Here is a 26,988-nt window from a genome sequence, read left to right as displayed (position 1 = left end):
CGCGCCGGGGGCGTGGGTGGTTGAATCCGAGGCATGGCGCGCTGGATCGCACCGCTGCTGATGGCGGCGGCTGGAGTCCTCGTCTGGGTCGTCGCCGGGCCCGGTGTCCTGGCGCAGGTCGTGGTGGTGGGTCTCGCGTTGCGTCTCGCCGCGCAGGTGCACGTGCTGCGGCGGCAGCAGCGGGGGATCTGGTCGGTGTCGCCGTACCTGACGGCGGTGCCGGTCACCGTGGCCGCGTTCGCGCTGCCCGATGAGCTTCCCGGGGGCCCTGGGGTCATGGCGCTCGTGGGGGTGCTGGCCGGGCTGCGGCTGGCGGTGGAGGTGGTGATCGCGGCGGCGGTCGTCGGGGAGCTCGCGCTCGCGGCGCCCGCGGTGGCCGCGGTCGCCGCCGTCGTCCTCCTGCACATCCCCCTGCTGACCCTGACGCGCCGGCTGGGACTGAACGCCTCCGTCCCGGTGATGCGGGCCATGGGGACGCTCGCGGTCCTGCTCGCGCTCCTGCTGCCGGGCGCCCGGCGCGCCCGGACGCTGGACGAGGCCGGGTCGTGGTTCCTGGCCGCGCGCGACACGCGCGTCTCGGTGGCGCTGCGGTCGTGGGCGGCGCGGATCTGCCGGCGGCGCGGTCTGGCGATCCTGGAGGCGGTCCATCTGCACAACGCGGCGACGAGCAGCCGCATGGGCGGGCGGAACGAGCAGGCGCTGGACCACCTCGGGCGGGCGAGGGCGGCGCTCGCCGGAGAGACCGGCCCCTACGCCGCGCGCATGAGCCGGGTCGTGGCGCTGACGGAGGCCCAGGCGCGGATGGACCTCGGTGACCTCGACACCGCTCTGGCCGTGATCGACGCCGCGCTCGAAGCGGGCGAGCCGGACATCCTGCACGCCGATCTGCTGTCGGCGAAGGCGGCCGTGGCGGGCCAGATCAGGATGGACCACGAGGAGATGCTCGCCCTCTACCTGGAGTCGTACGAGGTCGCCGGCCGCCACCGCGACCAGGCCAGGATGGCCATGCGGTTGCAGGACGCGGCGGCGGCCCTCATCCGGCTCGGCCGGCCCGGCGAGGCCGCCGCACTCTGCGAGGAGGCGCTGGCCCTGCTCGGCGACGGCCGGGTGCGGACCCTCACGCACGACGGCTCCGCCGGGGAGGCCGACGGCGGGCGCCTGCGGGTCATGCTGACCGTCCGCCTGGCGTACGCCGTGTGGACCCAGGGGGATCGCGCCCGGGCACGGCGGATTCTGGACGGGGTGCGCGACCGGATCGACCCCGGCAGCCCCTTCTACGTGACCCTGATGTTCATGGACGGCCTGGCGAGCCAGGACGAGCACGACCTCCCCGCGGCCCGCCGGGCCTTCGAGGCGGCCGTGGAGTGGGCCACCCGGCGCGGCGGCGAGGCCGCGCAGCGCATCACGCACACCTACGCGGGCAGGGCCGCGGAACGGGACGATCCGCAGGCCGCCATCGCCCATCTGGACCGGGCCATCGCGCTGACCGAGAGCGGCCGTGCCGGTCTGGCCGCGGAGACCGACCGGCTGACGTTCCTCGGGCACGACAGCCGGGTCGAGGCGTACGAGCGCATGGTGGTCATCCAGGTCGCGCAGGGCGACCCGGCGACCGCGTTCGACTACGCCGAACGCGGCAAGGCGCGCGCGATGCTCGACCACTTCGCCGGCGACGACGCCCGCCCGATCGCCTTCGGCGAGGCGCGTGAGCTGACGCCGGGCCTGCTGGTGGAGTACTTCACCGCCGAGGACCAGGTCGTGCTGATCGGGGTGCGCCGCGACCGTCCGGCCATGGCCGTCTCCGTGCCGCTCACACGCGCGGTCTTACGCGGCATCGCCACGGCCGGCTTCGGCGCCACCGGACGGGTAGGCGACCTCGACCCCGCCCGGTGGCACGCGCTCGACCCCCTCGTCGCCCCGATCGCCCGGTGGGCCGAGCCCGGCGAGCCGGTGACCCTCATCCCGCACGGGCTGCTGCACTACCTCCCCCTCCACGCGCTCGACATCGAGGGGCGCCCGCTCGTCGAGCGTCACCCCGTCGGCTACGCGCCCAGCGCGTCCGTCCTGCGCGAGACCCTGCGCAGGACGGCGGACGGCCAGGGGGCGGCCGTGTTCGGCGACCCGGGCGGCGACCTCCCGTTCGCCCGTGCCGAGGCGAAGCGGATCGCCGGCTTCCTGGCCGCCCGCCCGGTCCTGCGCGGCGAGGTCACCCGCGACGCCCTCACCGGCGCGCTGCGGCGTACCGGGATCGTGCACTTCGCCGGACACGCCAGGTTCGTCGCCGACGACCCCATGAGCTCCGGCCTGGTGGCCGCCGACGGCGTCCTGACCTCGCGTGAGGTGGCCGCGCTGGGGTCCGTCACGGCCCGCCTGGTCGCCCTGAGCGGCTGCGAGACCGGCGTCAGCCGCGACCATCCGGGCGACGACACGGTGGGCCTGGTACGCGGCTTCCTCTACGCCGGAGCCGCGACCGTGCTGGCCAGCCTGTGGCGGGTGCCGGACCACTCCACCGCCCACCTGATCACCGCCTTCTACCGGCACCTGCCCACCGGGACGAAGGCCGAGGCCCTGCGCGCGGCGATGCTGGAGACCCGCGAGCGGTGGCCCTCGATCTACCACTGGGCCCCGTTCGTCCTCATCGGCAACGCCGAGTGAGGCGCAACGCGGTCCACGGACCCGCGGCCAGGAGCGCGGCGTGACCGAGGGGAGGTCAGGCGGGGCGGGCGGAGAAGGCGGTGAGGAAGGCGGCGAACTCGTGGACGAGGTGGTCGAGCAGCCGCCGCCCGGCTTCGGGGGTGGCCGGGGCGACGGGGTCAGTGGTGCCGTCGATGCGGGCGACCCAGCCGTGTTCGGCCACGAAGGCACGCTCGACCGGGGGCGGCGGATCGGCAGGCGGCGCGGACGAGCCGGACGAGCCGGGCGAGTGGGGCGACTGAGGCCCCTGGGGCGACTGAGGCCAGGGGGGCGAGCCGACGGGCTCGATGCCGAGGCCCAGCAGCAGCGCGGCCTCGAACGCCCCGGCGTGGCCGGGGACGTGGTGGATGCCGGCGGCGCGGGCCAGCTCGGCCAGCCGTTCCCCGCCCAGGGTCCAGTACGAGGCCGCGGCGACCGTGATCTCGTGGTCCAGCACGGCGTCACGGGCGGCCTGGCGGATCAGGTCGTCGTTGCCGCCGTGCCCGTTGAAGACGACGATCCTGTGGAAGCCGGTGCGCGCGGCGCTGTCGATCAGGTCGGCGAGCACCGCGAGCAGCGTACGCCCGCGCAGCGACAGGGTGCCCGGGTACGGCAGGTGGTGGTGGGAGGAACCGTAGGCGAGCACGGGGGCGACGAGCACGCCCGGCCCGGCCTCGGCGGCGGCGCGCAGGGCCACCTGCTCGCTGACGACGGCGTCGGTGCGCACCGGGAGCCGGGGTCCGTGCTGCTCGGTGGCGCCCACCGGGATGACCAGGGTGGCGCCCGGCGGCAGCCCGGTGAGCTCGGCGCTGGTGAGGTCGCCCAGGACGTGTGACCGCAATGCTGGCTCCCTTGGCGAGACGGAGGCGGGGAGGGGCCGACCGGCCCACCCATATTACGATCTATTTACGTAAAGAACGCAAGGGGAGGATGGCATGACGGGGACGACGAGAGCCAGGAGCGGCGGCGTCAGGCCGGTCGCGGCCGGATTCCGCACCGGTTACGAACGGGTTTCAGGGCACCCGAAACCCCCTGTATCCAGCGGTCCGATCCAGGACGGGGGCGGCGGAGACCTCCGATCCGCCCCGTCCGGTGCGGCTTACGAACTATTTTGTTAACGTGCCTGACAAGCAGCCCATCCCCCAGCAGCCCGGATCGCTGACCAGAATCCGGCTCGGCATCGTCGTCCCCGTGACCAGCGAGAGCGTGTTCGAGGCGGCGCTGGCCCACCTGGAGGGCGTGGACGCCCAGTGGGTGCGCTACGAGGACGAGGGCGGGATACGTCCGGCGGTGCGCGAGACGCTGCAGGACGCCGACGCGCTGTTCTTCGCCGGCCCGATGCCGCTGGACCGGTGCCGCGACCTGCTGCCCGAGGGCGTACCGGTCGCGGTGGCCCGTCAGGGCCCCATCGATCTGGCCCTGGCCCTGCTGCGCGCCCGGGAGCAGGGGCTCCCGCCGGCCCCGGCGAGCGTGGACACCTTCGACGAGCAGGTCGTGGAGGAGCTCGCGCGGGAGCTCGGCCTCCCGATCCGGGCGCTCCAGGTGCTGCCGTACGACCCGGGCCAGGACGTCGAGGAGATCGTCCGGTTCCATCTGCAGGCGCGGCGGCGCCACCGGACCCACTACGCCGTGACCGGCCGCAGCCGGGTCTACGCGCGGCTGCTGGAGAGCCTGGACATCCCGGTGCTGCGGTCGGTGCCCGTGGTGGCCTCGATCCGCTCGGCCATGAACGAGGTGGTGCTGCGCGCGGTCTCGGCCCGGCACTCCAACCTGCGCTTCGCCACCGCGATCTACCGCCTGCTGGACGAGCCCGGCCTGTACGAGGCCGAGGTCGGGCGGGTCAACACGCTGCGGATGTTCTTCGACGCGCCCGAGTTCGCCGAAGCCTGGGTGGAGGCCCGGGGCGACCTGTCGGTGCTGGTCTTCGCGCACAAAGGGCTGCTTGAGGAGATCACCAAGTCGTGGACGACGGTCCCGCTGGTCGAGGAGGCCCGGACCCGGCTCGGCGCGCGCATGGCCGTGGGCTTCGGGCTCGGCGAGTCGGCCAGGGACTCGGTGCGGCACGCCGAGATGGCGGTGCGCAGGGCGATGGCCGAGGGGGGCGACGCGGGCTACCTGATGAGCGAGGACGGCCTGGTCATCGGGCCGATGGGGGCGTCCGGCACCCCGCTGCGCTACACGTACAAGGCCGACGACCGCACCGACGACGGCGGGCTGCGGGAGCTGGCCAAGCGCGTGGGGCTGGGCGTGGCCACGCTCTCCCGCCTCGCCGACCTGGAGCGCCGCCTGGACGGCGCTGCGGCCAGCGCCGAGGAGATCGGGCAGGCGCTGCGGGTGAGCGCCCCCAGCGGCCGGCGCATCATCCGGTTCCTGCGCGACAGCGGGCTCGCGTTCCCGGCGGGCCTCGCCCAGCCCGGCAAACGGGGCCGCCCCAAGAGCCTGTACCGGCTGGACATCAACCGCCACCTGCGCCCCGACGTCGGCCGCACCGCCTGACCACACTCCCAGCCCCATCCCCTCCGGCACCGACTCCGACCCCACCCGCCCGCTCCGGCTCCGGCCCACGCCCTGCTCCAGCACCGGCCCCGGCCACCCGTCCGCCCCGGCCACCCCGCCCGCCCGCATCAGCTCCGGCCGCCCACCCGCCCGCGCGGGCTCCCAGCCGCCGCCCTGCTCCGGCTCCGGCCCCGCCTCCTCCAGCCCTCGCCTCCTCCGGCCCCTGGCCCTGCCTGCTCCGGCTCCGGCCCCCGCTCGGGCGGGTCTTGACGGACTCGGCGCCGGGCCTGCACACTTGCGGCCATTAAACGAACCATTTACGAACATGGTGGTAAATCCGCCGGCGTCCGTGAAGGGGTTCGGGAAGAAAGGAGCAGAGCGTGGACCCGATCCAGCCGACGCGGCGGCGTCTTCTCACCGGGGGCGCCCTCGCCCTGGTGGCCGGCCTGGTCAGCGCATGTGGGGTCTTCGGCGGCACGGGCGGCGGGCCGGACTCCGCAGGCGGTTCCGGCCCGGTCTCCCTGGAGTTCTGGACGATCAATCTCAAGGAGGGCTACACGCCCTACATCGAGGGAGCCATCCGCCGCTACGAGCAGGACCACCCCGGCGTCACCGTCAAGTGGGTGGACATCCCGGACTTCGAGCAGACCCAGAGCAAGCTCCTGGCCGCGATCAGCGGCGGCGCCACGCCGGACGTCGTCAACATGACGCCGTTCATCCTGCCGAAGTTCGCCGCCACCAACACGATCTACCCCATCGACGAGCTCGCCCCCGACCCCGCCGCCGTCGCGGCCGAGTACACCCCGGGCCTGTGGGACGCCGGCGTGATCGGCGGCAAGGCGTACGCGATCCCCTTCTACGGCAGCGTCTCGGCGCTCATCTACAACACCGAGCTGTTCCGCGAGGCCGGGCTCGACCCCGACAAGCCCCCGGCCGACTGGGACGAGGTCTTCGCCGCGGCCAAGCGGATCCACGCCGAGACCGGGGTGTCGGGCTTCGTGCAGACCCTCGACGACTTCAACGACGCCGGCAACCCCTCCGACATCCTGGCCGGCCAGGCGGGCGCGCCCCTGCTGAGCCCGGACGGCAAGACCGCGGCCTTCGCCACCCCCGAGGCCGTGGCCCACCTGGAGCAGTACGCCGCGGGCGTCAAGGACGGCTGGATCGAGCGCACCTCGGTGAACGGCGGCGTCATGGACGGGGCCAAGGTCCTGGCGCAGGAGAAGACCGCGATGGTGTTCCTCGGCCCGTGGATCCTGCGCTGGCTGGAGGACAACACCGAGCCGGAGACCTTCGAGAAGTTCCGGGTCGCCGCCCACCCCGAGGGCGCCGGGGGCGCGGCGAACGGCTTCCTGCAGCAGTTCGCCATCCCCCGGGCCAGCAAGAACCCCAAGCAGGCGCTGGACTTCGCCCGCTACTTCAGCACCACCACGCTGGAGCTGGCCAAGCAGGCGCCGGTGCTGCCGGCGCTCACCGCGACCGCCAAGGACCCCTACTTCCAGTCCTCCCCCGAGACCAAGGTCCTGGTGGAGCAGGAGGTGAAGTTCTACTGGCCCAAGCACCCCGCGGTGGCCGAGCTGTTCACGGCGCTGCGCACGGAGTTCCAGGCGGCGCTGCTGGGCCGTAAGACGGCCAAGGCGGCCCTGGACGACGCGGCGCGGGAGTGGAACCGCATCCTGTCGGCGGGCCAGTGAGCGGTTCGGTGAGCGGTTCGATGGCCCAGGCGCGCCGCGCCGAGCCGGCCCCGGTGCGGGCCGCCGGCCGGGCGTGGCGCGAGGTCAGGGACACGCGGTGGGGATGGCTGCTGGCCGTCCCCGCCGTGGGACTGATCGGCGGTTTCGTCCTCTACCCGGCGCTGAACACGCTGCTGTTCAGCTTCACCGACTTCAACGGCCTGACCCCCGCCTCGTGGGTGGGGACGCGGCAGTACCAGGCGCTGGTGTCGGACTCGGTGTTCCACCGCACCCTGCTCAACTCCGGCGTCATCACGGTGGCGGTCACCGTGCTGCTGGTCTGCCTGCCGCTGCCGGTGGCGTACTGGATCCATCGCGGCATCCCGTTCCGGCGGTTCTTCCGCACGGTCCTCTACCTGCCCGTGGTCGTGCCGATCATCGTCTCGTCGGTGGCCTGGAAGTGGATGCTGGACGACAACGGCCTGCTCAACCACGGCCTGACGGCGCTGGGCCTGATCGACGAGCCGATCTCGTGGCTGTCGGACCCGGGCTGGGCGATCTGGTCGGTGATCGGGGTCATCGTGTGGCGGGCCTTCGGCATCTACCTGCTGATCTACCTGGCCGGGCTGGCGACCACGCCCGGCGAGCTCTTCGAGGCCGCCTCCATCGACGGCGCCGGCCACGTGCGCACGTTCTTCAGCGTGGTGGTGCCGCAACTGCGGGGCTCGATCGTGCTCAGCTCGGTGATCGCCTTCGTCGCCGCGATGCGCACCTTCGACGAGATCTACGTGCTGACCGGGGGCGGTCCGGTGAACGCCAGCAAGAACACGGCCTACCACATCTGGGAGACGGCCTTCTCGTACTTCAAGTTCGGCTACGGCAGCGCCATGGCGGTGGTCCTGCTGGCGCTCGTCCTGGGCCTGGTCATGCTGGGCCTGCGCCTGGCCGGGAGGCGGCGATGAGCGCGCCGGCCGGCACCGGGCGGGCCGCGTTCGGCCCGGTGAGCCGTGCGGTGATCGTGGTCATCCTGGGCGCCGCCGCGCTGCTCGCGGTGGGTCCGCTGCTCTGGCTGGTCTCGACCTCGGTCAAGGACCGCGGCGACGTCTTCTCGGTGCCGCCGGAGATCATCCCGGCCGATCCGACCCTGGACAACTACGCCTACGTGTGGAACCAGGCCGACGTCCAGCAGTACTTCGCCAACAGCCTGATCGTCTCGGCCGGCACGGTGCTGCTGAACGTCTCCGCGGCGGCGCTGCTGGGCTTCGCGCTGGGCCGGTTCCGCTTCAAGGGGCGGCGGCTGCTGTTCCTGCTGGGGCTCGGCACGATGGTCGTCCCGTTCCCGGCGATCATGCTGCCGCTGTTCGTGGCCACCAAGGAGATGGGCCTCACCGACAACCTGCTGGGCATCATCGTGCCCACGGCCGCGCTGAACCTGTGGCTGTCGGTCTACATCCTGCGGGAGGCGTTCGGCGGGCTGCCCGACGAACTGGAGGAGGCGGCGGTCATCGACGGCTGCTCGCCGCCGCGGCTGCTGTTCCGGGTGATGCTGCCCCTGGTCAAGGCCCCGCTGGCGACCTCGGCGATCCTCGTCTTCACCCTGACGTGGAGCGACTTCCTGTGGCCGCTGGTGATCATGCGGGACCACACCAGGTTCACCATCTCGGTCGGCCTGCAGTACTTCATGTCCACGCTGACCTCCAACTGGCACCACATCGCGGCCATCGCCGTGATCGCCTCGCTGCCGGTGGTGGTCATCTTCCTGGTGCTCCAACGCTACTTCTTCTCCGACGTGCTGGCCGGATCGGCCAAGGGGTGAGTCACATGAGGATCGCGCGGCTTGAGGCCGTGCCGGTGTCGGTGCCGCTGCACGAGCCGTTCACCTCGGCGCTGGGCGTGCAGGCGACCTCCGACTACGGGATCGTCATCGCCGAGGCCGACGACGGCACGATCGGCCTGGGCGAGATCTCGCTCATCTGGCACGGCTCGGGGGCGTCGCTGTGCGACACGGTCAACGGGCTGCTGGCCCCCGCCGTGGTCGGCGCCGACCCGTTCGGCACGACCCGCTTCCAGGAGACGGCGGCCCGGCTGCTCGCCTTCGGCAGGCACTCCCTGGCCGCGGTGGCCGCGGTGGAGACCGCCATGCTGGACCTGGCGGGCAAGGCGGCCGGCCGGCCCGTCTACGACCTGCTGGGCGGCCGGGCGCGCGAGCGCGTGCCGCTGTCCATGTCGCTGCCCATCGCGCCCGTCGAAGAGGTGCTGGACCGGGCCAGGCGGCTGGTGGGCGAGGGGTTCACCACACTGAAGGTGAAGGGCGGCGGCGACCACGAGCGGCTGGTGGAGGCCGTGGCCCGGCTGCGCGCCGAGTTCGGCGACGGTCTCGGAATCCGCGTGGACCTCAACATGGCGTGCCGGCCGGCCAAGGAGGCGCTGCGGCTGGTGCGGCGGCTGGAGCCGTACGGCGTGCTGTCCGTCGAGCAGCCGCTGCCCGCCGACGACGTGGACGGCATGGCCGAGCTGCGCGCCGCGTCCGGCTTGCCGATCATGGCCGACGAGAGCGTGTGGTCGGCCGCGGACGCCTGGCGGGTGCTGCGGGCGGGCGCCGCCGACATCGTCAACGTGTACGTCCCGGAGGCCGGCGGCCCGGTCCAGGCCAGGCGGATCGCCGACATGTGCGCGGCGGCCGGGGCCGGGGTGGCCGTCGGCAGCATGCCGGAGCTGGGCATCGGCACCGCCGCCGCCGCGCACGTGGCCTTCAGCTCGCCCCGGCTCGACCAGCCCAGCGACGTGGCCGGGCACCTGTACCACGCCGGCGACGTCGTACGCACCGGCCTGGAGGTGCGCGACGGCTTCCTGCTCCCGCCCACCGGTCCGGGCCTGGGCGTCGAACTCGACCACGACGCCCTGGCGGAGTACCGCACCGACACCCCGGGACGCGGCGTGCGGGGGGCGTACCGGAGCGAGGCCGCCGACCGGCGGACGGCCCGCCCGGCGGCGCCCGCGCCCTGACCCCGGCTCCGCACCCGCTCGCCGGCCCGGCCTCCCGGAGCCGGGACGACCACCTGTTCTGGAAGCGAGGATCTTCTTTGCGCTATCTCGACTGCAACACATTCATCGGCCGCCCGTCGGGCCACCGGCCGTACCTCACCCGGGCGGTGTCGCCCGGGGAACTGGCCGCGGAGATGGACAGGGTCGGGATTCACGAGGCGGCCGTCTACCACGTGCTCGCCCACGAGTACGCCCCGCAGACCGGCAACGAACTGCTCCTGAGCGAGCTGGGGCGGGCGCCGGAGGGCGTGCGGGAGCGACTGCGCCCGGTCGGGGTGGTGCTGCCGCCGCACACCGGGGAGGTGCCCGAACCGGAGGAGCTGGTGGCCGGGCTGCTGGCGGCCGGGGTGCGGATGGCCAGGATCTTCCCGTCGTCGGAGATGGCCGGGCACCGGTTCTCGCTGGCTCCGTGGTGCTCCGGCGAGCTGCTCGCGGCGCTGGAGCGGGTGCGGATGCCGCTCGCGGTCGACTTCACCCTGTTCCGCCGCGGCGAGCCGCCGTGGCGGGAGGTCCACGACCTGGCCGAGGGTCACCCCGGGCTGCCGGTGATCCTCATGGACGTCCAGGGCCGCAACAACCGCACGCTGTACCCGCTGCTGAAGCGGTTCGGCAACCTGTACGTCCAGTCGGCGGGCTTCAACGTGCACCGCGGCCTGGAGGATCTGTGCTCGCGGTTCGGCGCCCACCGGGTGGTCTTCGGCTCGGGCTACCCGCTGCGCTCGATGGGCGGGGCCCGGATGCAGCTCGACGGCGCCGGCCTGCCCGCCGCCGACCGGGAGCTGATCGCCTCGGGCACCCTGGCCGGGCTGCTCGCCGCCGTGACCGTGAAGGAGGAGATCGCGTATGCCGGCTGAGACCCCGCCGGTGGAGGGGGACGCGCGCTGGCCGCTGGTGGTGGACGTCCACTGCCACCTGGGCGCCTTCCGCAACTTCCACATCCCCGGCCATGACATCGACGCCATGGTCGAGGTGATGGACCTGCTCGGGGTGGACGTGGCCGTGGTGGCCGCGCACGCGGGCATCTACGCCGACTACCGCTTCGGCAACGACCAGGTGGCCGAGGCCGCGCGGCGGCACCCCGGCCGGGTGCTCGGCTACTGCTGCGTCAACCCCAACTACGCCGCCGAGGTCCGCGGCGAGCTGGAGCGCTGCTTCGCCGACCCGGCGTTCCGGGGCATCAAGCTCCACCCGGAGCTGCACGGCGACTACCCGCTGGACGGCCCCGCCTACCGGCCGGTGTGGGAGTTCGCCGCCGAGCGCCGCGTGCCGGTGCTGTCGCACAGCTACTTCGGCGGCGACCCGCTCGGGGTGTTCGCCGCCCTGGCCGACGAGTACCCCACGGTCCCGCTGCTGCTCGGGCACGCCGGGCTGGACTACGGCCTGGACCGGGTGGTGGACGTGGTCGGCGAGCGGCCCAACATCCATCTCGACCTCACCGGCCCGCTGTCCTGGGACGGCGTGGTGGAGTTCCTGGTGGCCGAGCTGGGCGCGGAGCGCCTGCTGTACGGCAGCGACATGCCGTTCATGAACGCCCCGCTCCAGTTCGGCGGCTGCGTGTACGCCCGGGTGGACCGGGCGGCCAAGGAGCGGGTGCTGGGAGCCAACGCGGCGGCCCTGTTCGGGCCGCTGGAGCCCGCGCCGGCGATCGGGAGGCGGGCATGACCGCGCCGGTGCGCACCGCGCTGGTCACCGGGGCCGCCCGCGGCATCGGCCGCGCGATAGCGGCCCGGCTCGCGGCGGGCGGCATGCGGGTGACCGCCTGCGACGTGCAGGCCGGCCCGCTGGAGGCCGCGGTCGCCGGCCTGGCCGCCCACGGCGAGGTGGAGCCGCTGGTGGCCGACGTCGCCGACCACGAGGCCATGGCCGCCTGGCTGGCCGCGCGCTCCGCCCCGTACGACGTGCTGGTGAACAACGCCGCCGTGGCGCCGCGCATCCCGCTGGAGGAGCTGACCCCGGCGGAGCTGGAGCGGGTGCTGCGGGTCAACCTGGAGGCCGCCGTCTTCCTCGCCCGCGAGGCCGGGCGGGGCATGTGCGCGGCCGGGCGCGGCTCGATCGTGAACGTGGCCTCGGTCAACGCCCTGCGCGGCCAGCCGGACATGCTGCACTACAACGCCTCCAAGGCGGCCCTGGTGTCGGCCACGCAGACCCTGGCCCTGGAGTACGCGCCGTACGGGGTGCGGGTCAACGCGGTCTGCCCCGGCTCCACCTGGACCGAGATCTGGGAGGAGGGCGGCTGGGGCGAGGCCGACCGGGAACGGTTCACCGGGCGCATCCCGCTGCGCCGCTTCGCCGCCCCGGAGGAGATCGCCGCGGCGGTGGCGTTCCTCGCCGGCGACGACGCCTCCTACGTCACCGGGCACGCGCTGGTCGTGGACGGCGGCCTCACCGTGGGCATGTAGGGGGCGGCGGTGGAGGTCTCGATCTTCTGCGGCGCCCTGGACCTGGCCGGCGAGGGCGTCGGCACGGTCCTGGCGAACGTGCGCGAGCGCGCCGGCGTCGAGCGGATCGCGCCCGCCGCCGCCTACCACAACGCCCGCGACCTGCTGCCGCACAACCCGCTGCGCCGGGTGGCGACCGGCGGGGCGGGCGTGTGCTTCGCGCCCGAGCCGGGCCGCTACCCCGACCCGGCGCTGCGCCCTCGGCCGAGCGCGTTCGCCATGGGCCGGGACCTGCTCGGCGAGGTGTGCGAGCGGGCCGGCGAGTACGGGGTGGCCGTGGACGCCTGGGTGGTGTACCTGCACGACGACGGGCACGCGCCCGACCGGCCCGGGATCGTGCGCAACCTGTACGGCGACCCGTACCCGCACGTGCTGTGCCCCGCCGACCCGGGGGTCCGCGCGTACGCCGTGGCCCTCACCGAGGACGTGTGCCGCTACCCGGTCGGCACCCTGCTCGCCGAGGCCCCGCACTGGCTGCCGTTCGAGCACGGGTACGGGCACGAGCGCCGCTCGGTGCCGCTGGACGCCACGGCCCTGCTCCTGCTCGGCCTGTGCTTCTGCCGCCACTGCCGCGAGGCGGCGGCCGGGCGCGGCGTGCCCGTACGCGACCTGCTGGCCGCGGCCCGGACGCACGTAGAGGCGTGCCTGACCGGCGGCGGCCCGGCCGGGGACGTCTGGCGGGCCGGGCTGGGCGAGTACCTGGACGCGCGCTGCGAGCGGGTGACCTCCCTGATCGCCGAGGTGGCCGCCGCGGCGGCCCGCGCCGGGGTGACGCCGCGGCTGCTGGACCTGTCCGCCGGGCTGCTCGGCTGGGCGGACGGGCGTCCCGCCGGGCCTCCCGGCGCGGAGTCGGCCCGCCTGCTGGGCGCCGACCCCGCCGCCCTGGCGCCGCTGTGCCCGATCACGCTCACCCCCTACGCCCGCGACCCGGCACGGGTCGGTGAGGAGGTCACCGCCTACCGCGCCCTCGCCGGCGGCGACGCCCGGCTGGGCGTCGCCCTGCGCCCGATGAGCCCCGACTGCGACTCCGCCGAGAATCTGGCCCGGAAACTCGGCGTCGCCCGCGATCTGTCCGTGGATCGCGTGGACCTCTACCACTACGGCCTGAGCCCGCTGGCGGCTCTGGACCGCATCCGACAAGCGCGCGCCATCGCCTCCCGTTGAACGCACCACAAGGAGGAACCCCGATGCCTTCCCGCCGACCACCCCGCCGGCGTCTCGCCGCGGGCGTCATCGGAGCCGCGATCGGCGCGAGCCTGCTCGTGTCCCCGGTACGCGCCGACGCCCCGCCGCCGCCACTCGGCGGCGAGCAGACCTGGCCGAACCTCAGCGACGCCTACGTCGAGGGCGTGCGCGAGGCGCTGCGCTCCGGCACCGACCTGTGGGGCGAGCACCTGATCGCCAAGCCGGAGGGCCCCACCTTCGACAACATCAAGGACTACCTGGTGCCCGTGGCGACCGGCGGCGTGGCCACCGGCGCGCCCGACACCGGGGCCAACGGCATCAGCGACACCGGCTACCACTACCTGCCGCTGACCCTGCCTCCGGGCGACACCGCCGAGACCCAGTCGCCGGCCGAGCCGACCGCCAATCACTACGCCCTGCACACCGCCGACGGCAGCGGGATCACCGCCGACTGGCACACCCCGTGCGAGGCCGCGCCCTGGACGAAGGACTACTCCGAGGCGTACAAGGCCCGGTGCGGCAACTTCTGGCAGGCGCAGTTCTTCGTCGGCCCGGACGGCGGGGAGCGATACGGCTCCGACCTCGGCCGGCTCGCCGGCCACCGGCTGCACGAGGGCTACCTGCCGATCCTGCGCACCGACTACCGCGACGCCGCCGGCGTCGCCTACACCCAGGAGTCCTTCGCCGCCCGGGTGCGCGAGACCGGCTCCCTGGTCAGCTTCGTCAAGATCACCGCGACCGGTACCGCGAGCGCCCGCGCCACCCGGCTCCGGGTGCACGTCCGCGATCCGAAGAACCCGTCCCTCACCCTGGACGGGAGCAAGGTCGGCACGGACGACGCCGTCTACCTGCTGGCCGACGGGCGGCCCGCCCTCGCCGGGACCGACCTGACCTACGACCTGGACCTGTCGAAGGGGCCGCGCAGCGTCACGCTGGCGGTGCTCAACAACCCCGCCGAGGTGCGCGGGAACGGCGCGTCCGTGCTCAGCCCCGGCCGCTACCGCGCCGCGCGCGAGGAGGTCGCCCGGTACTGGCGCGGCAAGCTGGCGGGCGGCGCCCGGATCTCCATCCCCGAGGAGTACGCCACCCACGCCCTGCGCAACCTGCTGATCCAGAACCTCACCATGGGCTGGCGCTACAGCATCGGCAACTTCTACGAGCAGCAGTACGTGCCGGAGATGGTGGACACGGTCGCGACGCTGGGCGAGTTCGGCTTCACCGAGGACTACCGCCGCAACCTGCAGACGCTGCTCGAACTCACCAAGGAGGGCGGCCCCGCGTACCCGGTGATGTACCGCAACTGGGAGCAGGGCGCCAAGCTGCTGGCCACGGCCCGCTACTTCCGGCTCACCGGCGACCGGGAGTTCGTCACCCGCAACCTGGACCGGCTCCGCGGCTACCTGGACGACTACGTGCGGCAGGCCGCCGCCGACCCCAACGGCATCCTGGAGAAGCAGCGTTGCTGCGAGGACAACTGGAACGCGGGGTACTGGACGCACGCCCAGATCGTCTCCTGGTGGGGCTGGCGGGACATGGTGGAGGTCTTCCGGCGCCTGGGCCGCGACGACCTGGTGAGCGCGTACGCCGGGCCGTACGAGACCTTCACCGCCAAGCTGCGCGCGGCGGTGGACGCGTCCGCGACCGAGCTGCCCGACGGCTCGCTGTTCGTCCCGCGCCAGCTCCTCAACGGCGACCGCCCCTACCAGAGCATCACCGAAAGCCGTGACTCCAGCTACTGGAACCTGCTGGCCTACTACGGCTTCGCGTCCGGCTTCTTCACCGAGGAGGAGAACGCCAAGCTGCTGAAGTACGTGCACACCCGCGGCGGCACGTTCCTGGGGATGATCCGGTTCAACTACACCGGGCAGGCGATCGGCGACTGCAACCCGAACGGCCTGGCCGGCTACGAGGGCACCGGCGTGGACCAGGTGTACGGCTACCAGTACGCCCGGTTCCTGGCCGCCAACGACCAGGCCGACCGGCAGGTGCTGTCGTTCTACGGCCAGCTCGCCCACGGCTTCACCCGCGGCACCTTCACCATCGGCGAGGGCGCCAACCTGGACCCGTGCCCCGGCAAGTTCCACCGCGGGACCTGGCTGTCGCCGCTGAGCGCGAACAACGCCTCCTACCTGAAGAACCTGCGCGAGATGCTGGTGCACGAGGAGGGGGACGAGCTGGGCAGGCCCACCGGGCTGCGCCTGGCCTCGGCCACCCCGCGCGGCTGGCTGGCCGACGGCGAGCGGGTCGCGGTCTCCGGCCTGCCCACCGTGTACGGCGAGGTGAGCTACACGCTGACCTCACGCCTGTCGCGGGGCGCGGTGACCGCCGACGTACGGCTGCCGTCGGCCGCGCGCGACGCCGCGGTCAAGCTGCGGCTGCGGGTCCCGGCCGGCCACACCCTGGCCGGCGCCGAGGCGGACGGCCGTCCGCTGCCCGTGTCCGGCGACACGATCGACCTGTCCGGGCGGCACGGCCACACCGTGGTGACGGCGCGCTTCACGCGCTGAGCACAGTGCTCACAGTGCCGACAGTGCTGAGCAGTGCTCACAGTGCTGAGCACAGTGCTCACAGTGCTGAGCACAGTGCTCACAGTGCTGAGCACAGTGCTCACAGTGCTGAGCACAGTGCTCACAGTGCTGAGCACAGTGCCGGCAGTGCTGAGCACAGTGCCGGCAGTGCTGAGCACAGTGCTTCAGCGCTGAGACGGAACTGAGCAGGTGCTGAGCAGGTGCTGAGCACGGACGTGCCTGACGCGCTGAGCACGGCGTGTCAGGCGCGTCCCCCGGTCCTGCCGGCGGCGGACCCGGCGATGGCGCGCCGCCCCGGCAGCAGGCGGGCGGGGCCCGGAATGGGCTCCGCGGCCCCGCCCGCCGACCCCACCAAACCCCGATCCCGGCCCCGCGCGCTACGGCAGGCGGGGCAGCAGCAGCCGGGCCACGTCGAAGGCGCGGCTGACCGGGAACCGGCCGGCGCCGGGCGTCCAGTCCTCGGCCGTCCACACATCCGACATCACCGCCTTGACGAACCCCCAGGCCACCACGCGGTCCAGCGGCATGGCCAGCTCGTCGGCCAACTGCTCGGCCCGCGCCGGGACCAGCGCGGTCAGCGCCTCGTCCCGGTCGTCCGGCTCCGGGTTGTGCAGCAGCGTGCCGGTGTCGTAGCCCGGGTCGCCGACCAGGCCGTGCGGGTCGATGGCCAGCCACGGCTCGCGGGTCGCGGCCAGGACGTTGTCGTGGTGCAGGTCGCCGTGCAGGACGACGCGTCCGGTGGCCGACGCGCACAGCTCGCGCATCAGCCCGCCCGCGCGCACCACGAGGTCCAGCGGCAGCGGCCCGTGCTCCCCGAATCGGGCCGCGTACTCGTCGAACGCCGTGACCTGCGACGACGCGTCGGGAATCGGGCAGCCGGGCGGCGGCGGGACGTGCAGGCGCCGCATCACGGCGGCCAGCGCCGACGTCGCCTCGGCGTCGCGGCCGGGCACCAGGTCGCGCAGGCGCCGCCCCGGGGTGACGCGTTCCAGCAGCAGCGCGCCGCGGTCCAGGCCGGCCCGCAGCAGCCGGACCGCCCCGCGCCCGCCGAACGCGGCCAGCGCCGGGGCCTCCTCGGCGAGCGAGTGCGCGCCCGGCACGCCCAGCTTCAGCACGGCCGGTGTGCCGTCGCCGAGGACGACCCGGGTGACGTAGTGGTAGGACAGCTCGTACGGCTCCCCCACCGTCAGCTCCCAGTCGCGGGCCACGGCGTCCAGGATGGAGGGCAGCTCCCTGAGCCATCGGGCGCCGTCGTCGCCCCACACGCCCACGACGTTCCGGGCCAGCTCAGCCGTGATCACGCTGGAGACGATAGCCGACGCCACCACCACCCGGTCCACGTGGCCTTGGACGGGACGCATCCGGGTGTGATCTGCTTCACACTCCTCCCGGCTCACGCCGGCGGCGCCCGTCCCGTCCGTGGGGGTGAAGGCGCCCGGCCGAGGGCGCCGGCTTGAGGAGGAGTCATGACACCCACGATCGTCGTACTCGGTGGCGGCTACACCGGCGTCATTAGCGCGGTCCGGCTGGCCCGGCGCACCCGCCGCGCCGGCGCCCGGGTGATCCTGGTCAACCCGTCCGACCGGTTCACCGAGCGGCTGCGGCTGCACCAGCTCGCCGCCGGCCAGCCCCTGGCCGGCCTCCGGATCCCCGCGCTGCTGGACGGCGGCGGCGCCGAGTTCGTGCGGGGCCGGGCCACGCGCATCGACGCGGAGCGGCGTGAGGTCCACGTCGAGGACGCCGGCGGGGAGCGGCTGCTGGCCTACGACTACCTGGTGTACGCGGTGGGCGCCGTCACCGACACCGGCACGGTGCCGGGGGTGGACGCGCACGCGTACACGCTGGACGGCCCGGAGGCGGCGGGACGTCTCGCCGGGCGGCTGGCCGAGCTGACGCGCCGGGGCGGCGGCACGGTCGCCGTGGCCGGCTCCGGGCTGACCGGGGTGGAGGCCGCGGCGGAGATCGCCGAGAGCCACCCGGGCCTGCGCGTGGTGCTGCTCGGCCACGCCGAGCCGGGCTCGATGATGGGGCACCGGGCCCGCCGCTATCTGCGCCGCGCGCTGGACCGGCTCGGCGTGGAGGTGCGCGCCGGCGTCGAGATCACCAAGGTGCTGCCCGACGCGGTGGAGCTGGGCGGCGGCGAGCTGGTGCCCGCGGACGCCTGCCTGTGGACCGCCGGCGTGGTCGCCGCGCCGCTGGCCCGGGAGGCGGGCCTGACCGTGGACGCCCGGGGCCGGGTCGTGGTGGACGCCACGCTGGCGTCGGTCTCGCACCCGTCCGTGTACGCCGTCGGCGACGCCGCCGCCGTCCGGCAGGGCTGGGGCGAGATCCACGGCACTTGCCAGAGCGGCATACCGGCCGGCATGCACGCCGCCGACGCCATCGCCCGCAGGCTGCGCGGCAAGAAGCCGCGGCCGTTCCGGTTCGGGTACTTCCACCAGCCGGTCAGCCTCGGCCGGCGGGACGCGGTCATCCAGTTCACCCGCCCGGACGACTCGCCGGGCCCGTGGCACCTGACGGGCCGGGCGGCGGTGGCGTACAAGGAGGCGGTGACCAGCAGCCCGGCCGGGCTCTACCGCCTCTCGCGGCGGACCGTGATCCCGATCCGGCTCCTGAGCCGCACCGGCGGGCGGGCTAACCGGCCGGCCGCAGGCCGGTGAGCTTGTCCGGGTTGCTGATCAGATGGATGGTGTGCACCGCGCCATCGACGAGGTGCAGCGTGAGCGCGACGGCCGGGGTCGTACCGGAGTAGACCACGATGCCCGGCCCGCCGTTCAGCTCCACGATCTCGGTGCGCGGCTCGGCGGGCATCCGGCCGGCGAACGTCACCAGCGCCCACGCCACCGGTTCCAGGCCCACGATGGCCTTGCGCGGCGCGGGCGCCTTGCCGCCGCCGTCGCTGACCAGCGTCACGTCCGGCGCCAGCACGGCCATCAGCCCGGCGAGGTCGCCGCCCGCCGCCGCGGCGAGGAACCGCCGGGTGACCTCGTCGCGGGTGGCGCGGTCGGTGTCGTAGCGGACGCGCCGGTGCTCGACGTGCTCCCGCGCCCGGCGGGCGGTCTGGCGCACCGACGCCTCGCTGCGATCGACCATCTCGGCGATCTCCGCGTAGGCGTAGCCGAACGCCTCGCGCAGCACGAAGACCGCCCGCTCCAGCGGCGACAGCGATTCCAGGAGCACCAGCATGGCGGTCGAGACCGTGTCGGCCCGCGCCACCTCCTCCGCGACGTCGGGGCCGGTGACCATGGGCTCGGGCAGCCACGGGCCGACGTACCGCTCCCGGCGCGCCTGGGCGCTGCGCAGCCGGTCGATCGCCAGGCGCGTCACGACGCGCACCAGGTACGCCTCGGGGTCGGCCACGGCGGTGGCGTCGGTGCCGGACCAGCGCAGCCAGGCGTCCTGCACCACGTCCTCGGCGTCGCCGACGCGGCCGAGCATACGGTAGGCGATGGCGTGCAACCGGCCCCGGTGCTCGTCGAAGATCCTGGTCGCCTCGGGGACGTCCACGGCGGTCAATGCTTCACTCCGATCCAGCGGCAGACGACATGGATCGTCGCACGAGCCGGCCGAGGGGCGGAAGCCGGGCCGGGGTGAGCCGCCGGCGGTGGCGCGCGGAAGCGGCCGGCGGCGGTCAGCGGCCGTAGGTGCCGACCAGGGTGCCCGAAGCCAGCACGTCCGCCTTGGCCGCGCTCTTGAAGTCCTCGGCGGAGAAGCCCTCGGCCAGCCCGGTCGGCGCGGCGAAGGCGTACAGGCGGAAGAAGTACCGGTGCGGGTCGTCGCCCGGCGGCGGGTGCGGGCCGCCGTATCCCAGGTCGCCGAAGTCGTTGCGGCCGACGACGTACTCCCCCAGTTCGGCGCCCGCGTCCAGTCCCGAGGTCTCGGGCGGGATGCCGGCCACCAGCCAGTGCGTGAACGTGCCGCCCGGGGCGTCCGGGTCTTCGCACAGCAGCGCCAGCTCGGCCGTCCCGCCGGGCACATCGGCCCACTGCAGCGGCGGCGAGACGTCCCCGGCCTCGTGCGAGTACGTGCGCGGGATCATCGCGTGGTCGTTGAAGGCGGTGCTGCGTAGCGTTATCCCAGCCATGCCCGACCGCTTCCCCGGGAGCGGGGTTCGACACCGGCGCGGCGCCCCCGACGGCCCTCCGCGATCAGTTCTTCTTCGGGATCACGCTGATGGCGCCCGAGCGTTCCAGGATCGCGTAGTCGATTTCGTCCGCGCTGCGGATGCCCTGATTGGTGCGCGCTTCCTGGAGCACCAGGTCGATGTCCAGGTGGTGCTGGCGCATCCGGTCCTCCAGCAGCCGGCCCCGCTCGATCAGCACCACCGGCGTGCCGTCGATCACCTTGCCCACGCGCGGGAACCGCCAGCCGAGGAAGTCCGCCAGCCGGTCCAGCCCGACCAGGGTGAGGATGACCAGCAGGGCCATGGTGACCGAGAAGTCCTCGCCGAGCAGCGCCTGCTGGGTGGCCTCGGAGATGATCAGCAGCAGCACGAAGTCGAACGTGGTCACCTGAGCCAGCGTCCGCTTGCCGCTGACGCGGAAGATGACCAGCAGCGCCACATAGATCGCCGCCGCCCGCAGGACCGCGTCCATGTCGTTCCCCCAGAGGCGGATCAGCCGCCGGAACGGGCCGGCGACCTGGACGCGCGCCGGCCGAAGGAGTCCCGTCGCGGCAGCGGCCCGACGCCGGCGTGACGGCCGGGACGGATGGCGGCGTGGCGTTGCCCGGGGCCGGGACCGCCGCGCGCGGCGAGGATGTCGGCGACGGCGCCGGTGACGAATCCGTAGACCGACTTGTGCAGCACGTCCACGGCCAGTTCCCTCTTCGGCCACGTCTGCGGCGGGGCGCCGACGCCGGTGGCGTTCTCGATGATCTGGTCGTTGGTCAGCCTCACCACGGTGAACATGGCCGAGGCCCACGGCCCGCGCAGCCCCACCCGGGCCATGACCGAACGGAGCACGCCGAGCAGGACGCCCTGCCCGAGGTGCATGGCGAGATTCACCTGGCGGGACCGCGTCCCGTGGTGTTCCCCCATGCCGGTGCTCCGTTCGAGCGCCCGGGCCGGGACGTAGGAGTCCGGCCGGCCGGTCAGCCGCTGCTCGGCCTTCTCGCCCAGGGTCATCGCCGCGGCCCCGGCGGCTCCGGCGGCCAGGCCCTGCCACAACACGCGTTTCACCATGCCCGCCGCCTACCCGGACCCCAGACCTCCACACCTGGCGCGACACCTGGCGCGACCGGTCCAGGATCGCGAACGCCGCGGGGGCCGGACGAGGCGCGCGGAGGCGTTTGCCGAGGCCGGCGACGGGCAGCCGCCGGGCATGAAAGCCACATCCACCAGAGCGATGCCCGCGTCCCTGATGCCGCTCGCGCCCCTGCGACGGCCCGCCGCGCGCGGGAGGACGCACCGGGGGCGTAACGGCCTGCTCCTGCTGGGGGCCGCCGCGGCCGCGGCGGGTGCCGTGGCGGCACGGCGGGCCCGTCCGGCGAGGCCCCGGCAGTCCACCTGGTACGCCGTCACGGTCCAGGCCGACCCGGCCGAGCTGACGGGACCGGACCGGCCCGACGTGCTGGCCAGGCTGGCCGAGCGGCACGACGTGCGCGTCACCCCCGCTCCCGGCGGGCGGGGCGCCGAGATCGCGGTCGCCGCCGCCGACGGCAGGACCAGGGAAGAGGTGCGGGCGCTGAAGCAACTGCTGGAGACCGGCGAGGTGCTCGTGGTGGAGGGGCAGCCGGAAGGGCGCCGCACCATGCTCGGCCGCGCCGCCCTGCCGGTGTTCCGGCGGCTCGCGAGGAGGGGTGCGCGATGAAGGCGCTGTGCTGGACGGGCGTGAACCAGGTGGCCGTGGAGGACGTGCCCGAGCCGCGGCTGCTCAACCGCCAGGACGCGCTGATCCGGGTCACCGCCAGCTCGGTGTGCGGCTCGGACCTGCACCTGCTGGACGGGTACGTGCCCACGGTGATGGCCGGGGACGTGCTCGGGCACGAGTTCGTCGGGGAGGTGGTCGAGGTCGGGCCCGACGTGCGCGAGCGGCGGGTCGGCGAGCGGGTGACGGTGTGCTCCATCATCGGCTGCGGGCGCTGCCGCTACTGCCTGGAGGGGCTGTGGTCGCTGTGCGACAACACCAACCCCGATCCCGGCTTCCTGGAGAAGCTGATCGGGCACGCCACCGCGGGGATCTTCGGATACTCGCACGCCATGGGCGGCTTCGCGGGCAGCCACGCCGAGTACGTACGGGTGCCGTACGCGGACGTGAACGCCTTCCCGGTGCCCGAGAACGTCCCCGACTCCAGCGCGGTGTTCGCCTCCGACGCCGTGCCCACCGGATGGATGGGCGCCGACATGGGCGGAGTGGGGCCCGGCGACGTGGTGGCCGTGTGGGGATGCGGCGGCGTCGGCCAGATGGCCGCCCTGGCGTCGCTGCGCATGGGCGCGGAGCGGGTGATCGCCATCGACCGGTTCCCGGAGCGGCTGGCCATGGCGGAGGGCATCGGCGCGCAGACGCTCGACTACCGGCGGGTGGACGTGCTGGACGCGCTCAAGGAGCTGACCGGCGGGCGCGGGCCCGACGTGTGCATCGAGGCGGTCGGCATGGAGAGCCACGGGACGGGGGCCCAGTACGCCTACGACCGGGTCAAGCAGGCGACGCGCCTGCAGACCGATCGGGGCCTGGCGTTGCGGCAGGCCGTCCACGCCTGCCGCAAGGGCGGCACGGTCTCCGTCCTGGGCGTCTACCTCGGCGTGGTGGACAAGTTCCCGATGGGCGCGGTGATGAACAAGGGCCTGACGCTGCGCAGCGGCCAGCAGCACGGCCAGCGCTACATCCCGATGATCCTGGACCGCATGCGCCAGGGCGACATCGACGCCTCGCACCTGCTCACCCATCCGCTGCCGTTGCAGGACGGCCCGAAGGGCTACGAGCTGTTCAAGGAGAAGCGGGACGGATGCGTCCGGGCCGTGTTCCACCCCGGGTCCCACCCCGCGTCGTCCCAGGCCGCGTCCGAGCCGGCGACCGCGGACGCGCCGCGATGATCCGCCGCGGTGAGCCGTCGGTCGCGGCCTCCGGGCAGTGGCGGGGCGACGACGGGATGCGGCTGCCCTCGGGCGAGGTGCACGCCTGGTACCCGGGGACCAACCAGACGCTGTGCGGGCTGGCCCTCAGCCGGTCCGGGCTGCTCCGGTTCCATCACGTGCGGTGGCCGGACGTGTTCCCCGAGTCGGGCGGCGCGGCCGAGGAGGTGGGACGGGTGTGCCCCCGCTGCGTGGCCGCATCGGGACGGCGCTCGCACCGCGGCTGGAGCGGCACCTGGACGAGGACGTCCCCGCGCCGCCCCCGCCACAGGTGACCGCCGGCCGTCCCCCGCCGGGCGGGTGCCCGGCTAGTCGCGCTGGCCGGTGCCGCCGAAGCCCAGCTCGTGGGCGATGTCCTCCATGTTCTGGTAGGTCCGGTCGGGCAGTGACCGCAGCGCGGCCAGGATCGGCTCCGGCGCCGACAGCGACTCCGCCCGCTCCAGCAGCGCCTGGCGGGCGGCCGGGAACGCGTGCGTGCCGCTGACCCACCTGGCCACGTTGCTGCGGCTGTCCACCTCCTCCGGGCTCATGCCCTCCGGCGAGCCCGGCTCGTGCGCCGGCGGGCGCGGCCCGGAGTCCAGCGCCTCCTCGCCCGGAGCCGCCATGGGCTCCGGCTCCTTCCACTCCTCCACCCGGCTGTCGTCTCCGCCCTGGACGATGCCCTGGGTCTCGTGCTTCTGCTGCGCGTCCAGACGCGGCCCGTGCTTGTCGCTGCCCCGTTCCATGTGGCCCCCCTTGTCGGTCCGTCCATCGCCTGCCCGGCGGGACGGCTCCTAACCACTACGGCGGGGAACCAGGGCCTCAGGGGCCTCAGGTGGGGCCTCAGGCGGGGCGTACGGGCTGGCGCAGCAGCGTGCGCGGGGCCGGGTCGTCCAGGGCGGTCAGGTAGATCTCGTGGTGCGGGCCGTTGACGGTCAGCCCGCGCTCGGCCATGAACTCCTCCATGATCTTCAGCGACAGGTGCTCCTCGCTGAACGGGCCCTCGTGCAGCAGCTCCACGCACTGCCCCTCGGTCACGACGGTCAGACGCACCCGGTCGACGGCCGCGCCCGAGGGGCGGCTCTGCTCGCGCGCCCGCTCCAGCGCGCCCTCCTGCCGCGGGGCGTCCGGCAGCGGCAGCAGCATGTGCCAGCGCCACTGCTCGCGCGGGACCTGCAGCGCCGGCCGGTCGTCCTCCGCCCACCACTGGCCCTCCAGCGGGCCGGCGCCGGCGCCCAGGGCGGCGGCCACGGTGTACAGGGCCCGGACGGCGGCGCTGTGCTCGCCGCCGTCGGGTTCGCCCATGCCGGTCACGCTCAGGCAGGTGACGGGGCCGCGGGTGACGATCGTCGGGGTCGTCGCCGGGGTCATCGCCGGGGTCATGCTCAGTCCTCCAGGGGGATCATCAGGTGGGTGACGAGCCGGGCGGGGTCGGTGGTGGCCGGGTCGGAGACGTACACCTCGCGGATCGGCCCGCGCAGCGGGTGTCCCCGCTCGGCGCACCAGGCCAGCACGGCGTGCGCGGTGAGAGAGATCTGGTCGTACGGACCGACGTGCGTGGCGCAGGCGAACGCCCCGCCGGGCAGCACCTCCGTGCCGAGACCCGCCCGCTCAGGCGGCCGGGCCGCGCCGCCGGGGCCGCCAGGGCCGCCGGGATCGACGGGATCGACGGGATCGACGACGAGCGCGACGCGCACCTCGAAGGCGTCGTCCAGCTCGACCGGGAACAGCCCGATCAGCTCCGGCGCGCCGGTGAGGGGCACGGCGCCCAGCAGGCGGGCGACGGCCGCCGAGGTGGCGCGTGCCACGTCGGCGGGCCCGGCCGCGCTTTCGCGGACCACCGCCACCTGCCTGGCCGGCTCGGTGACCACCCGTACGGGCGTGGCCGGCAGCCCCTCGGTCATCACGCGCTCCAGCGTCGCCAGCGTCCGCCGCCGCCGCGCCAGCTCCGCCTCCAGCGCGTCGCGCACCCCGTCCAGGGCGCCCGTCGTACCCGACAGCACCTCGGCGATGACCGGCAGCGGCACGTCCAGCGAGCGCAGCAGCCCGATCGACAGCGCCCGCCCGGCCTGCGCGCGCCGGTAGTAGCGGTAACCGGAACCGGCGTCCACGTACGCCGGCACCAGCAGCCCGAGCTCGTCGTAGTGCCGCAACTGCTTGACGCTCAGCCGGGTCAGCCGGGCGAACTGCCCGATCGGCAGCAGATCTCCGTCCACGCACCCCAGCATGGGCCCTCCCACAGGGGGAGAGTCCAACCGGCTCCCCCGCGGTCAGTGCGCCGGCCGCTCCAGCCATAAGATCCGGGTCTCGTCTCCGTCGCCGTGGTCGCGGGCCCGCCGGCCGTTCAGCGAGGGCTCGGAGGTGAAGGGGCCGCGGCGGCCGGTGCCACGGGGGCGGGGGCCGGTCCACAGCACGGCCATGGTGATGATCATGGAGAGGATCAGCAGGACGGAGAAGAGGAGTTCGAGCAGTGCCGTGATCAACGGCATGGGAAGCCTCCTTTGCCTGGCGTGGCCGCACTGCCACGAGGTGAAGGTCTTCCCGCACCCTCCCGCCGGGAGGGCCACCCTGCCGGGCCTCTGTGCGAGCGGGCCGTGATGACGACAGGGTGTCATGGCGCGGGTACTCCCCTTTGCCGCTTCCTCCACTATCCGCCGCGCGGCACCCCCGGTCAACGCCCTGTGGAGGCGAACGGACTGGAGCGGATCGCCCATGTGGCCTACCCTGGGCGTGGCGAGGGGAGTACTTCCCAAGAGCCGGCCCGGTCAGTACGGACGTCCCGCGCGTCCCCGGGCGGCCGCCCGCGTCGGCGCGGGTGAAGGAGACCTCGAACGGCCCGGTCGCGTTCGAGGAGGTTCCATGCCCGCGGGAACACATCTGCATGCCCTGACGATCGACAGCGTCGGCTCGCCGAGTCTCTGGGCGATCAGCGTCGCCGGACTGGTGGTGCTGCTGGCCCTGGATCTGGCGCTGACCCGGCGCCCGCACGACGTACGGATGCGCGAGGCGGTGCTCTGGTCGGTCTTCTACCTGGCGCTGCCCGTCGCGTTCGGCGCGTACCTGTGGTGGGCGTACGGCACCACCCCGGCGGTGGAGTTCTACACCGGCTTCATCGTGGAGAAGTCGCTGTCGGTGGACAACCTGTTCGTGTTCATGCTGCTGCTGTCGGCCTTCGCGGTCCCCTCGGCGCTCGCGCGGCAGGTCCTGTTGTACGGCATCGTCGGGGCGCTGATCCTGCGTGCGATCTTCATCGCGCTGGGCGCCGCCGCGCTGCAGAGCGGCACGTGGGCGTTCGTGCTGTTCGGCGCCATCCTGATCGTCACGGCCGGCAAGCTGCTGCGCGACGTGCTGACCGGGCGCGAGCAGGAGGTGGACGTCTCCTCCATGCGCAGCGTCCGGCTGCTGCGCCGCTTCGTGCCCGTCACCGGCGACTACCGGGGCTCGCGGCTGATCGTGCGGGAGAAGGGCCGCCTGGCGCTCACCCCGCTGGCGCTGGCCGCCGTGGCCGTCTTCGCCACCGACATCGTCTTCGCCGTGGACTCGGTGCCGGCGGTCTACGGCGTGACCGAGGACCCCTTCCTGGTCTTCGCCACCAACGCCTTCGCCCTGCTCGGCCTGCGCGCGCTGTACTTCGTGCTCCAGGGGGCCCTGAGCAAACTGCGCCACCTCAACCACGGGCTCAGCGTCATCCTGGGCTTCATCGGGGTCAAACTCATCCTGCACTGGGCCCACGGCATCTGGTCCTGGGTGCCGGAGATCCCCACCCTGATGTCGCTCGGCGTCATCGTCACGGTGCTCGTCACGGTCACCATGACCAGCCTGTACGCCAACCGCCGCCAGGAGGCCGTCCCCGAATCGGCGAACGAGCCCATCGGCGACTGACACCCGCGCCGCCCGGCCGC

General features: G+C 74.0%; 26 protein-coding genes. 16 read left to right on the top strand and 10 right to left on the bottom strand.

The window, feature by feature from the left end; translation table 11 throughout:
• The first annotated feature begins 33 nt into the window (after positions 1-33).
• Positions 34-2,652, top strand: a complete 2,619-nt coding sequence (locus HNP84_RS16095) for a CHAT domain-containing protein (protein WP_185050516.1) — start codon at positions 34-36, stop codon at positions 2,650-2,652.
• 55 nt (positions 2,653-2,707) lie between these two features.
• Here the strand turns inward: HNP84_RS16095 and HNP84_RS16090 are convergent, their stop codons facing one another.
• Positions 2,708-3,511, bottom strand: a complete 804-nt coding sequence (locus HNP84_RS16090) for a creatininase family protein (RefSeq protein ID WP_185050515.1) — start codon at positions 3,509-3,511, stop codon at positions 2,708-2,710.
• Between the two features lie 278 nt (positions 3,512-3,789).
• Here HNP84_RS16090 and HNP84_RS16085 point away from each other — a divergent pair, with 278 nt between their 5' ends.
• The 10 genes from HNP84_RS16085 to HNP84_RS16040 all read left to right on the top strand — a co-directional run bounded on the left by HNP84_RS16085 (position 3,790) and on the right by HNP84_RS16040 (position 16,014).
• Positions 3,790-5,166 (top strand): transcriptional regulator, encoded by a 1,377-nt coding sequence (locus HNP84_RS16085; protein ID WP_185050514.1) that lies wholly within the window; start codon positions 3,790-3,792, stop codon positions 5,164-5,166.
• Positions 5,167-5,546: 380 nt separating this feature from the next.
• A complete protein-coding gene (locus HNP84_RS16080) occupies positions 5,547-6,860 on the top strand; it encodes an ABC transporter substrate-binding protein (RefSeq protein WP_185050513.1) in 1,314 nt (437 codons plus the stop codon).
• An 8-nt stretch (positions 6,861-6,868) separates the two neighbouring features.
• Entirely contained in the window at positions 6,869-7,801 is a 933-nt protein-coding gene (locus HNP84_RS16075; RefSeq protein WP_185050512.1) for a carbohydrate ABC transporter permease, read from the top strand.
• On the top strand, positions 7,798-8,655 hold the full coding sequence (locus HNP84_RS16070; protein ID WP_185050511.1) for a carbohydrate ABC transporter permease: 858 nt from the start codon (positions 7,798-7,800) through the stop codon (positions 8,653-8,655). The genes HNP84_RS16075 and HNP84_RS16070 overlap by 4 nt, the downstream gene beginning before the upstream one ends.
• Before the next feature lie 5 nt (positions 8,656-8,660).
• Complete coding sequence (locus HNP84_RS16065) at positions 8,661-9,845, top strand: mandelate racemase/muconate lactonizing enzyme family protein (protein WP_185050510.1); 1,185 nt, start codon at positions 8,661-8,663, stop codon at positions 9,843-9,845.
• A gap of 77 nt (positions 9,846-9,922) precedes the next feature.
• Positions 9,923-10,738, top strand: coding sequence for an amidohydrolase family protein (locus HNP84_RS16060; protein ID WP_185050509.1), 816 nt, complete (start codon positions 9,923-9,925; stop codon positions 10,736-10,738).
• Entirely contained in the window at positions 10,728-11,546 is an 819-nt protein-coding gene (locus HNP84_RS16055; protein WP_185050508.1) for an amidohydrolase family protein, read from the top strand. The genes HNP84_RS16060 and HNP84_RS16055 overlap by 11 nt, the downstream gene beginning before the upstream one ends.
• Positions 11,543-12,283, top strand: coding sequence for an SDR family NAD(P)-dependent oxidoreductase (locus HNP84_RS16050; RefSeq protein WP_185050507.1), 741 nt, complete (start codon positions 11,543-11,545; stop codon positions 12,281-12,283). The genes HNP84_RS16055 and HNP84_RS16050 overlap by 4 nt, the downstream gene beginning before the upstream one ends.
• A gap of 9 nt (positions 12,284-12,292) precedes the next feature.
• Complete coding sequence (locus tag HNP84_RS16045; protein WP_185050506.1) at positions 12,293-13,486, top strand: hypothetical protein; 1,194 nt, start codon at positions 12,293-12,295, stop codon at positions 13,484-13,486.
• Positions 13,487-13,509: 23 nt separating this feature from the next.
• Positions 13,510-16,014, top strand: a complete 2,505-nt coding sequence (locus HNP84_RS16040) for a hypothetical protein (protein ID WP_185050505.1) — start codon at positions 13,510-13,512, stop codon at positions 16,012-16,014.
• A gap of 398 nt (positions 16,015-16,412) precedes the next feature.
• On the opposite strand, the gene HNP84_RS16035 is transcribed toward HNP84_RS16040, so the two are convergent.
• The gene (locus HNP84_RS16035) at positions 16,413-17,336 is read right to left on the bottom strand and encodes an aminoglycoside phosphotransferase family protein (RefSeq protein ID WP_185050504.1); all 924 of its coding nucleotides are present in this window, start codon (positions 17,334-17,336) and stop codon (positions 16,413-16,415) included.
• A gap of 165 nt (positions 17,337-17,501) precedes the next feature.
• Here HNP84_RS16035 and HNP84_RS16030 point away from each other — a divergent pair, with 165 nt between their 5' ends.
• Complete coding sequence (locus HNP84_RS16030; RefSeq protein WP_185050503.1) at positions 17,502-18,695, top strand: NAD(P)/FAD-dependent oxidoreductase; 1,194 nt, start codon at positions 17,502-17,504, stop codon at positions 18,693-18,695.
• Here the strand turns inward: HNP84_RS16030 and HNP84_RS16025 are convergent.
• From HNP84_RS16025 to HNP84_RS16010, 4 genes are all read right to left on the bottom strand, one after another.
• Positions 18,670-19,542, bottom strand: coding sequence for an RNA polymerase sigma-70 factor (locus tag HNP84_RS16025; protein WP_312925045.1), 873 nt, complete (start codon positions 19,540-19,542; stop codon positions 18,670-18,672). The genes HNP84_RS16030 and HNP84_RS16025 overlap by 26 nt on opposite strands.
• A 124-nt stretch (positions 19,543-19,666) precedes the next feature.
• A complete protein-coding gene (locus tag HNP84_RS16020; RefSeq protein WP_185050501.1) occupies positions 19,667-20,119 on the bottom strand; it encodes a YbhB/YbcL family Raf kinase inhibitor-like protein in 453 nt (150 codons plus the stop codon).
• Between the two features lie 64 nt (positions 20,120-20,183).
• Entirely contained in the window at positions 20,184-20,630 is a 447-nt protein-coding gene (locus HNP84_RS16015; RefSeq protein ID WP_185050500.1) for a DUF421 domain-containing protein, read from the bottom strand.
• 20 nt (positions 20,631-20,650) lie between these two features.
• Positions 20,651-21,217, bottom strand: a complete 567-nt coding sequence (locus HNP84_RS16010) for a hypothetical protein (RefSeq protein WP_185050499.1) — start codon at positions 21,215-21,217, stop codon at positions 20,651-20,653.
• 163 nt (positions 21,218-21,380) lie between these two features.
• Here HNP84_RS16010 and HNP84_RS16005 point away from each other — a divergent pair, with 163 nt between their 5' ends.
• The 3 genes from HNP84_RS16005 to HNP84_RS15995 are packed head-to-tail and all read left to right on the top strand — an operon-like array spanning position 21,381 to position 23,382.
• Positions 21,381-21,845 (top strand): hypothetical protein, encoded by a 465-nt coding sequence (locus HNP84_RS16005; protein WP_185050498.1) that lies wholly within the window; start codon positions 21,381-21,383, stop codon positions 21,843-21,845.
• Entirely contained in the window at positions 21,842-23,068 is a 1,227-nt protein-coding gene (locus tag HNP84_RS16000; RefSeq protein ID WP_185050497.1) for a zinc-dependent alcohol dehydrogenase, read from the top strand. The genes HNP84_RS16005 and HNP84_RS16000 overlap by 4 nt, the downstream gene beginning before the upstream one ends.
• A complete protein-coding gene (locus tag HNP84_RS15995; protein WP_185050496.1) occupies positions 23,065-23,382 on the top strand; it encodes a hypothetical protein in 318 nt (105 codons plus the stop codon). The genes HNP84_RS16000 and HNP84_RS15995 overlap by 4 nt, the downstream gene beginning before the upstream one ends.
• Positions 23,383-23,415: 33 nt before the next feature.
• On the opposite strand, the gene HNP84_RS15990 is transcribed toward HNP84_RS15995, so the two are convergent.
• The 4 genes from HNP84_RS15990 to HNP84_RS15975 form a co-directional block, all read right to left on the bottom strand.
• Positions 23,416-23,832 carry a DUF2795 domain-containing protein gene (locus tag HNP84_RS15990; protein WP_185050495.1) on the bottom strand — a complete coding sequence of 139 codons (417 nt, stop codon included), beginning with the start codon at positions 23,830-23,832 and terminating at the stop codon, positions 23,416-23,418.
• Positions 23,833-23,929: 97 nt separating this feature from the next.
• Positions 23,930-24,469, bottom strand: a complete 540-nt coding sequence (locus HNP84_RS15985; protein ID WP_185050494.1) for a GyrI-like domain-containing protein — start codon at positions 24,467-24,469, stop codon at positions 23,930-23,932.
• A gap of 2 nt (positions 24,470-24,471) precedes the next feature.
• On the bottom strand, positions 24,472-25,302 hold the full coding sequence (locus HNP84_RS15980) for a MerR family transcriptional regulator (protein WP_312924965.1): 831 nt from the start codon (positions 25,300-25,302) through the stop codon (positions 24,472-24,474).
• A gap of 54 nt (positions 25,303-25,356) precedes the next feature.
• On the bottom strand, positions 25,357-25,575 hold the full coding sequence (locus HNP84_RS15975) for a hypothetical protein (protein ID WP_185050492.1): 219 nt from the start codon (positions 25,573-25,575) through the stop codon (positions 25,357-25,359).
• A 370-nt stretch (positions 25,576-25,945) separates the two neighbouring features.
• Between HNP84_RS15975 and HNP84_RS15970 the strand changes: the two genes are divergently transcribed.
• A complete protein-coding gene (locus HNP84_RS15970) occupies positions 25,946-26,968 on the top strand; it encodes a TerC/Alx family metal homeostasis membrane protein (protein ID WP_185050491.1) in 1,023 nt (340 codons plus the stop codon).
• Positions 26,969-26,988: the final 20 nt, after the last annotated feature.

This window comes from Thermocatellispora tengchongensis (genome assembly GCF_014202315.1).
In the GTDB taxonomy this organism is placed as follows: Bacteria; Actinomycetota; Actinomycetes; order Streptosporangiales; family Streptosporangiaceae; genus Thermocatellispora; species Thermocatellispora tengchongensis.
This window is presented reverse-complemented; position numbering and strand designations above follow the sequence as displayed.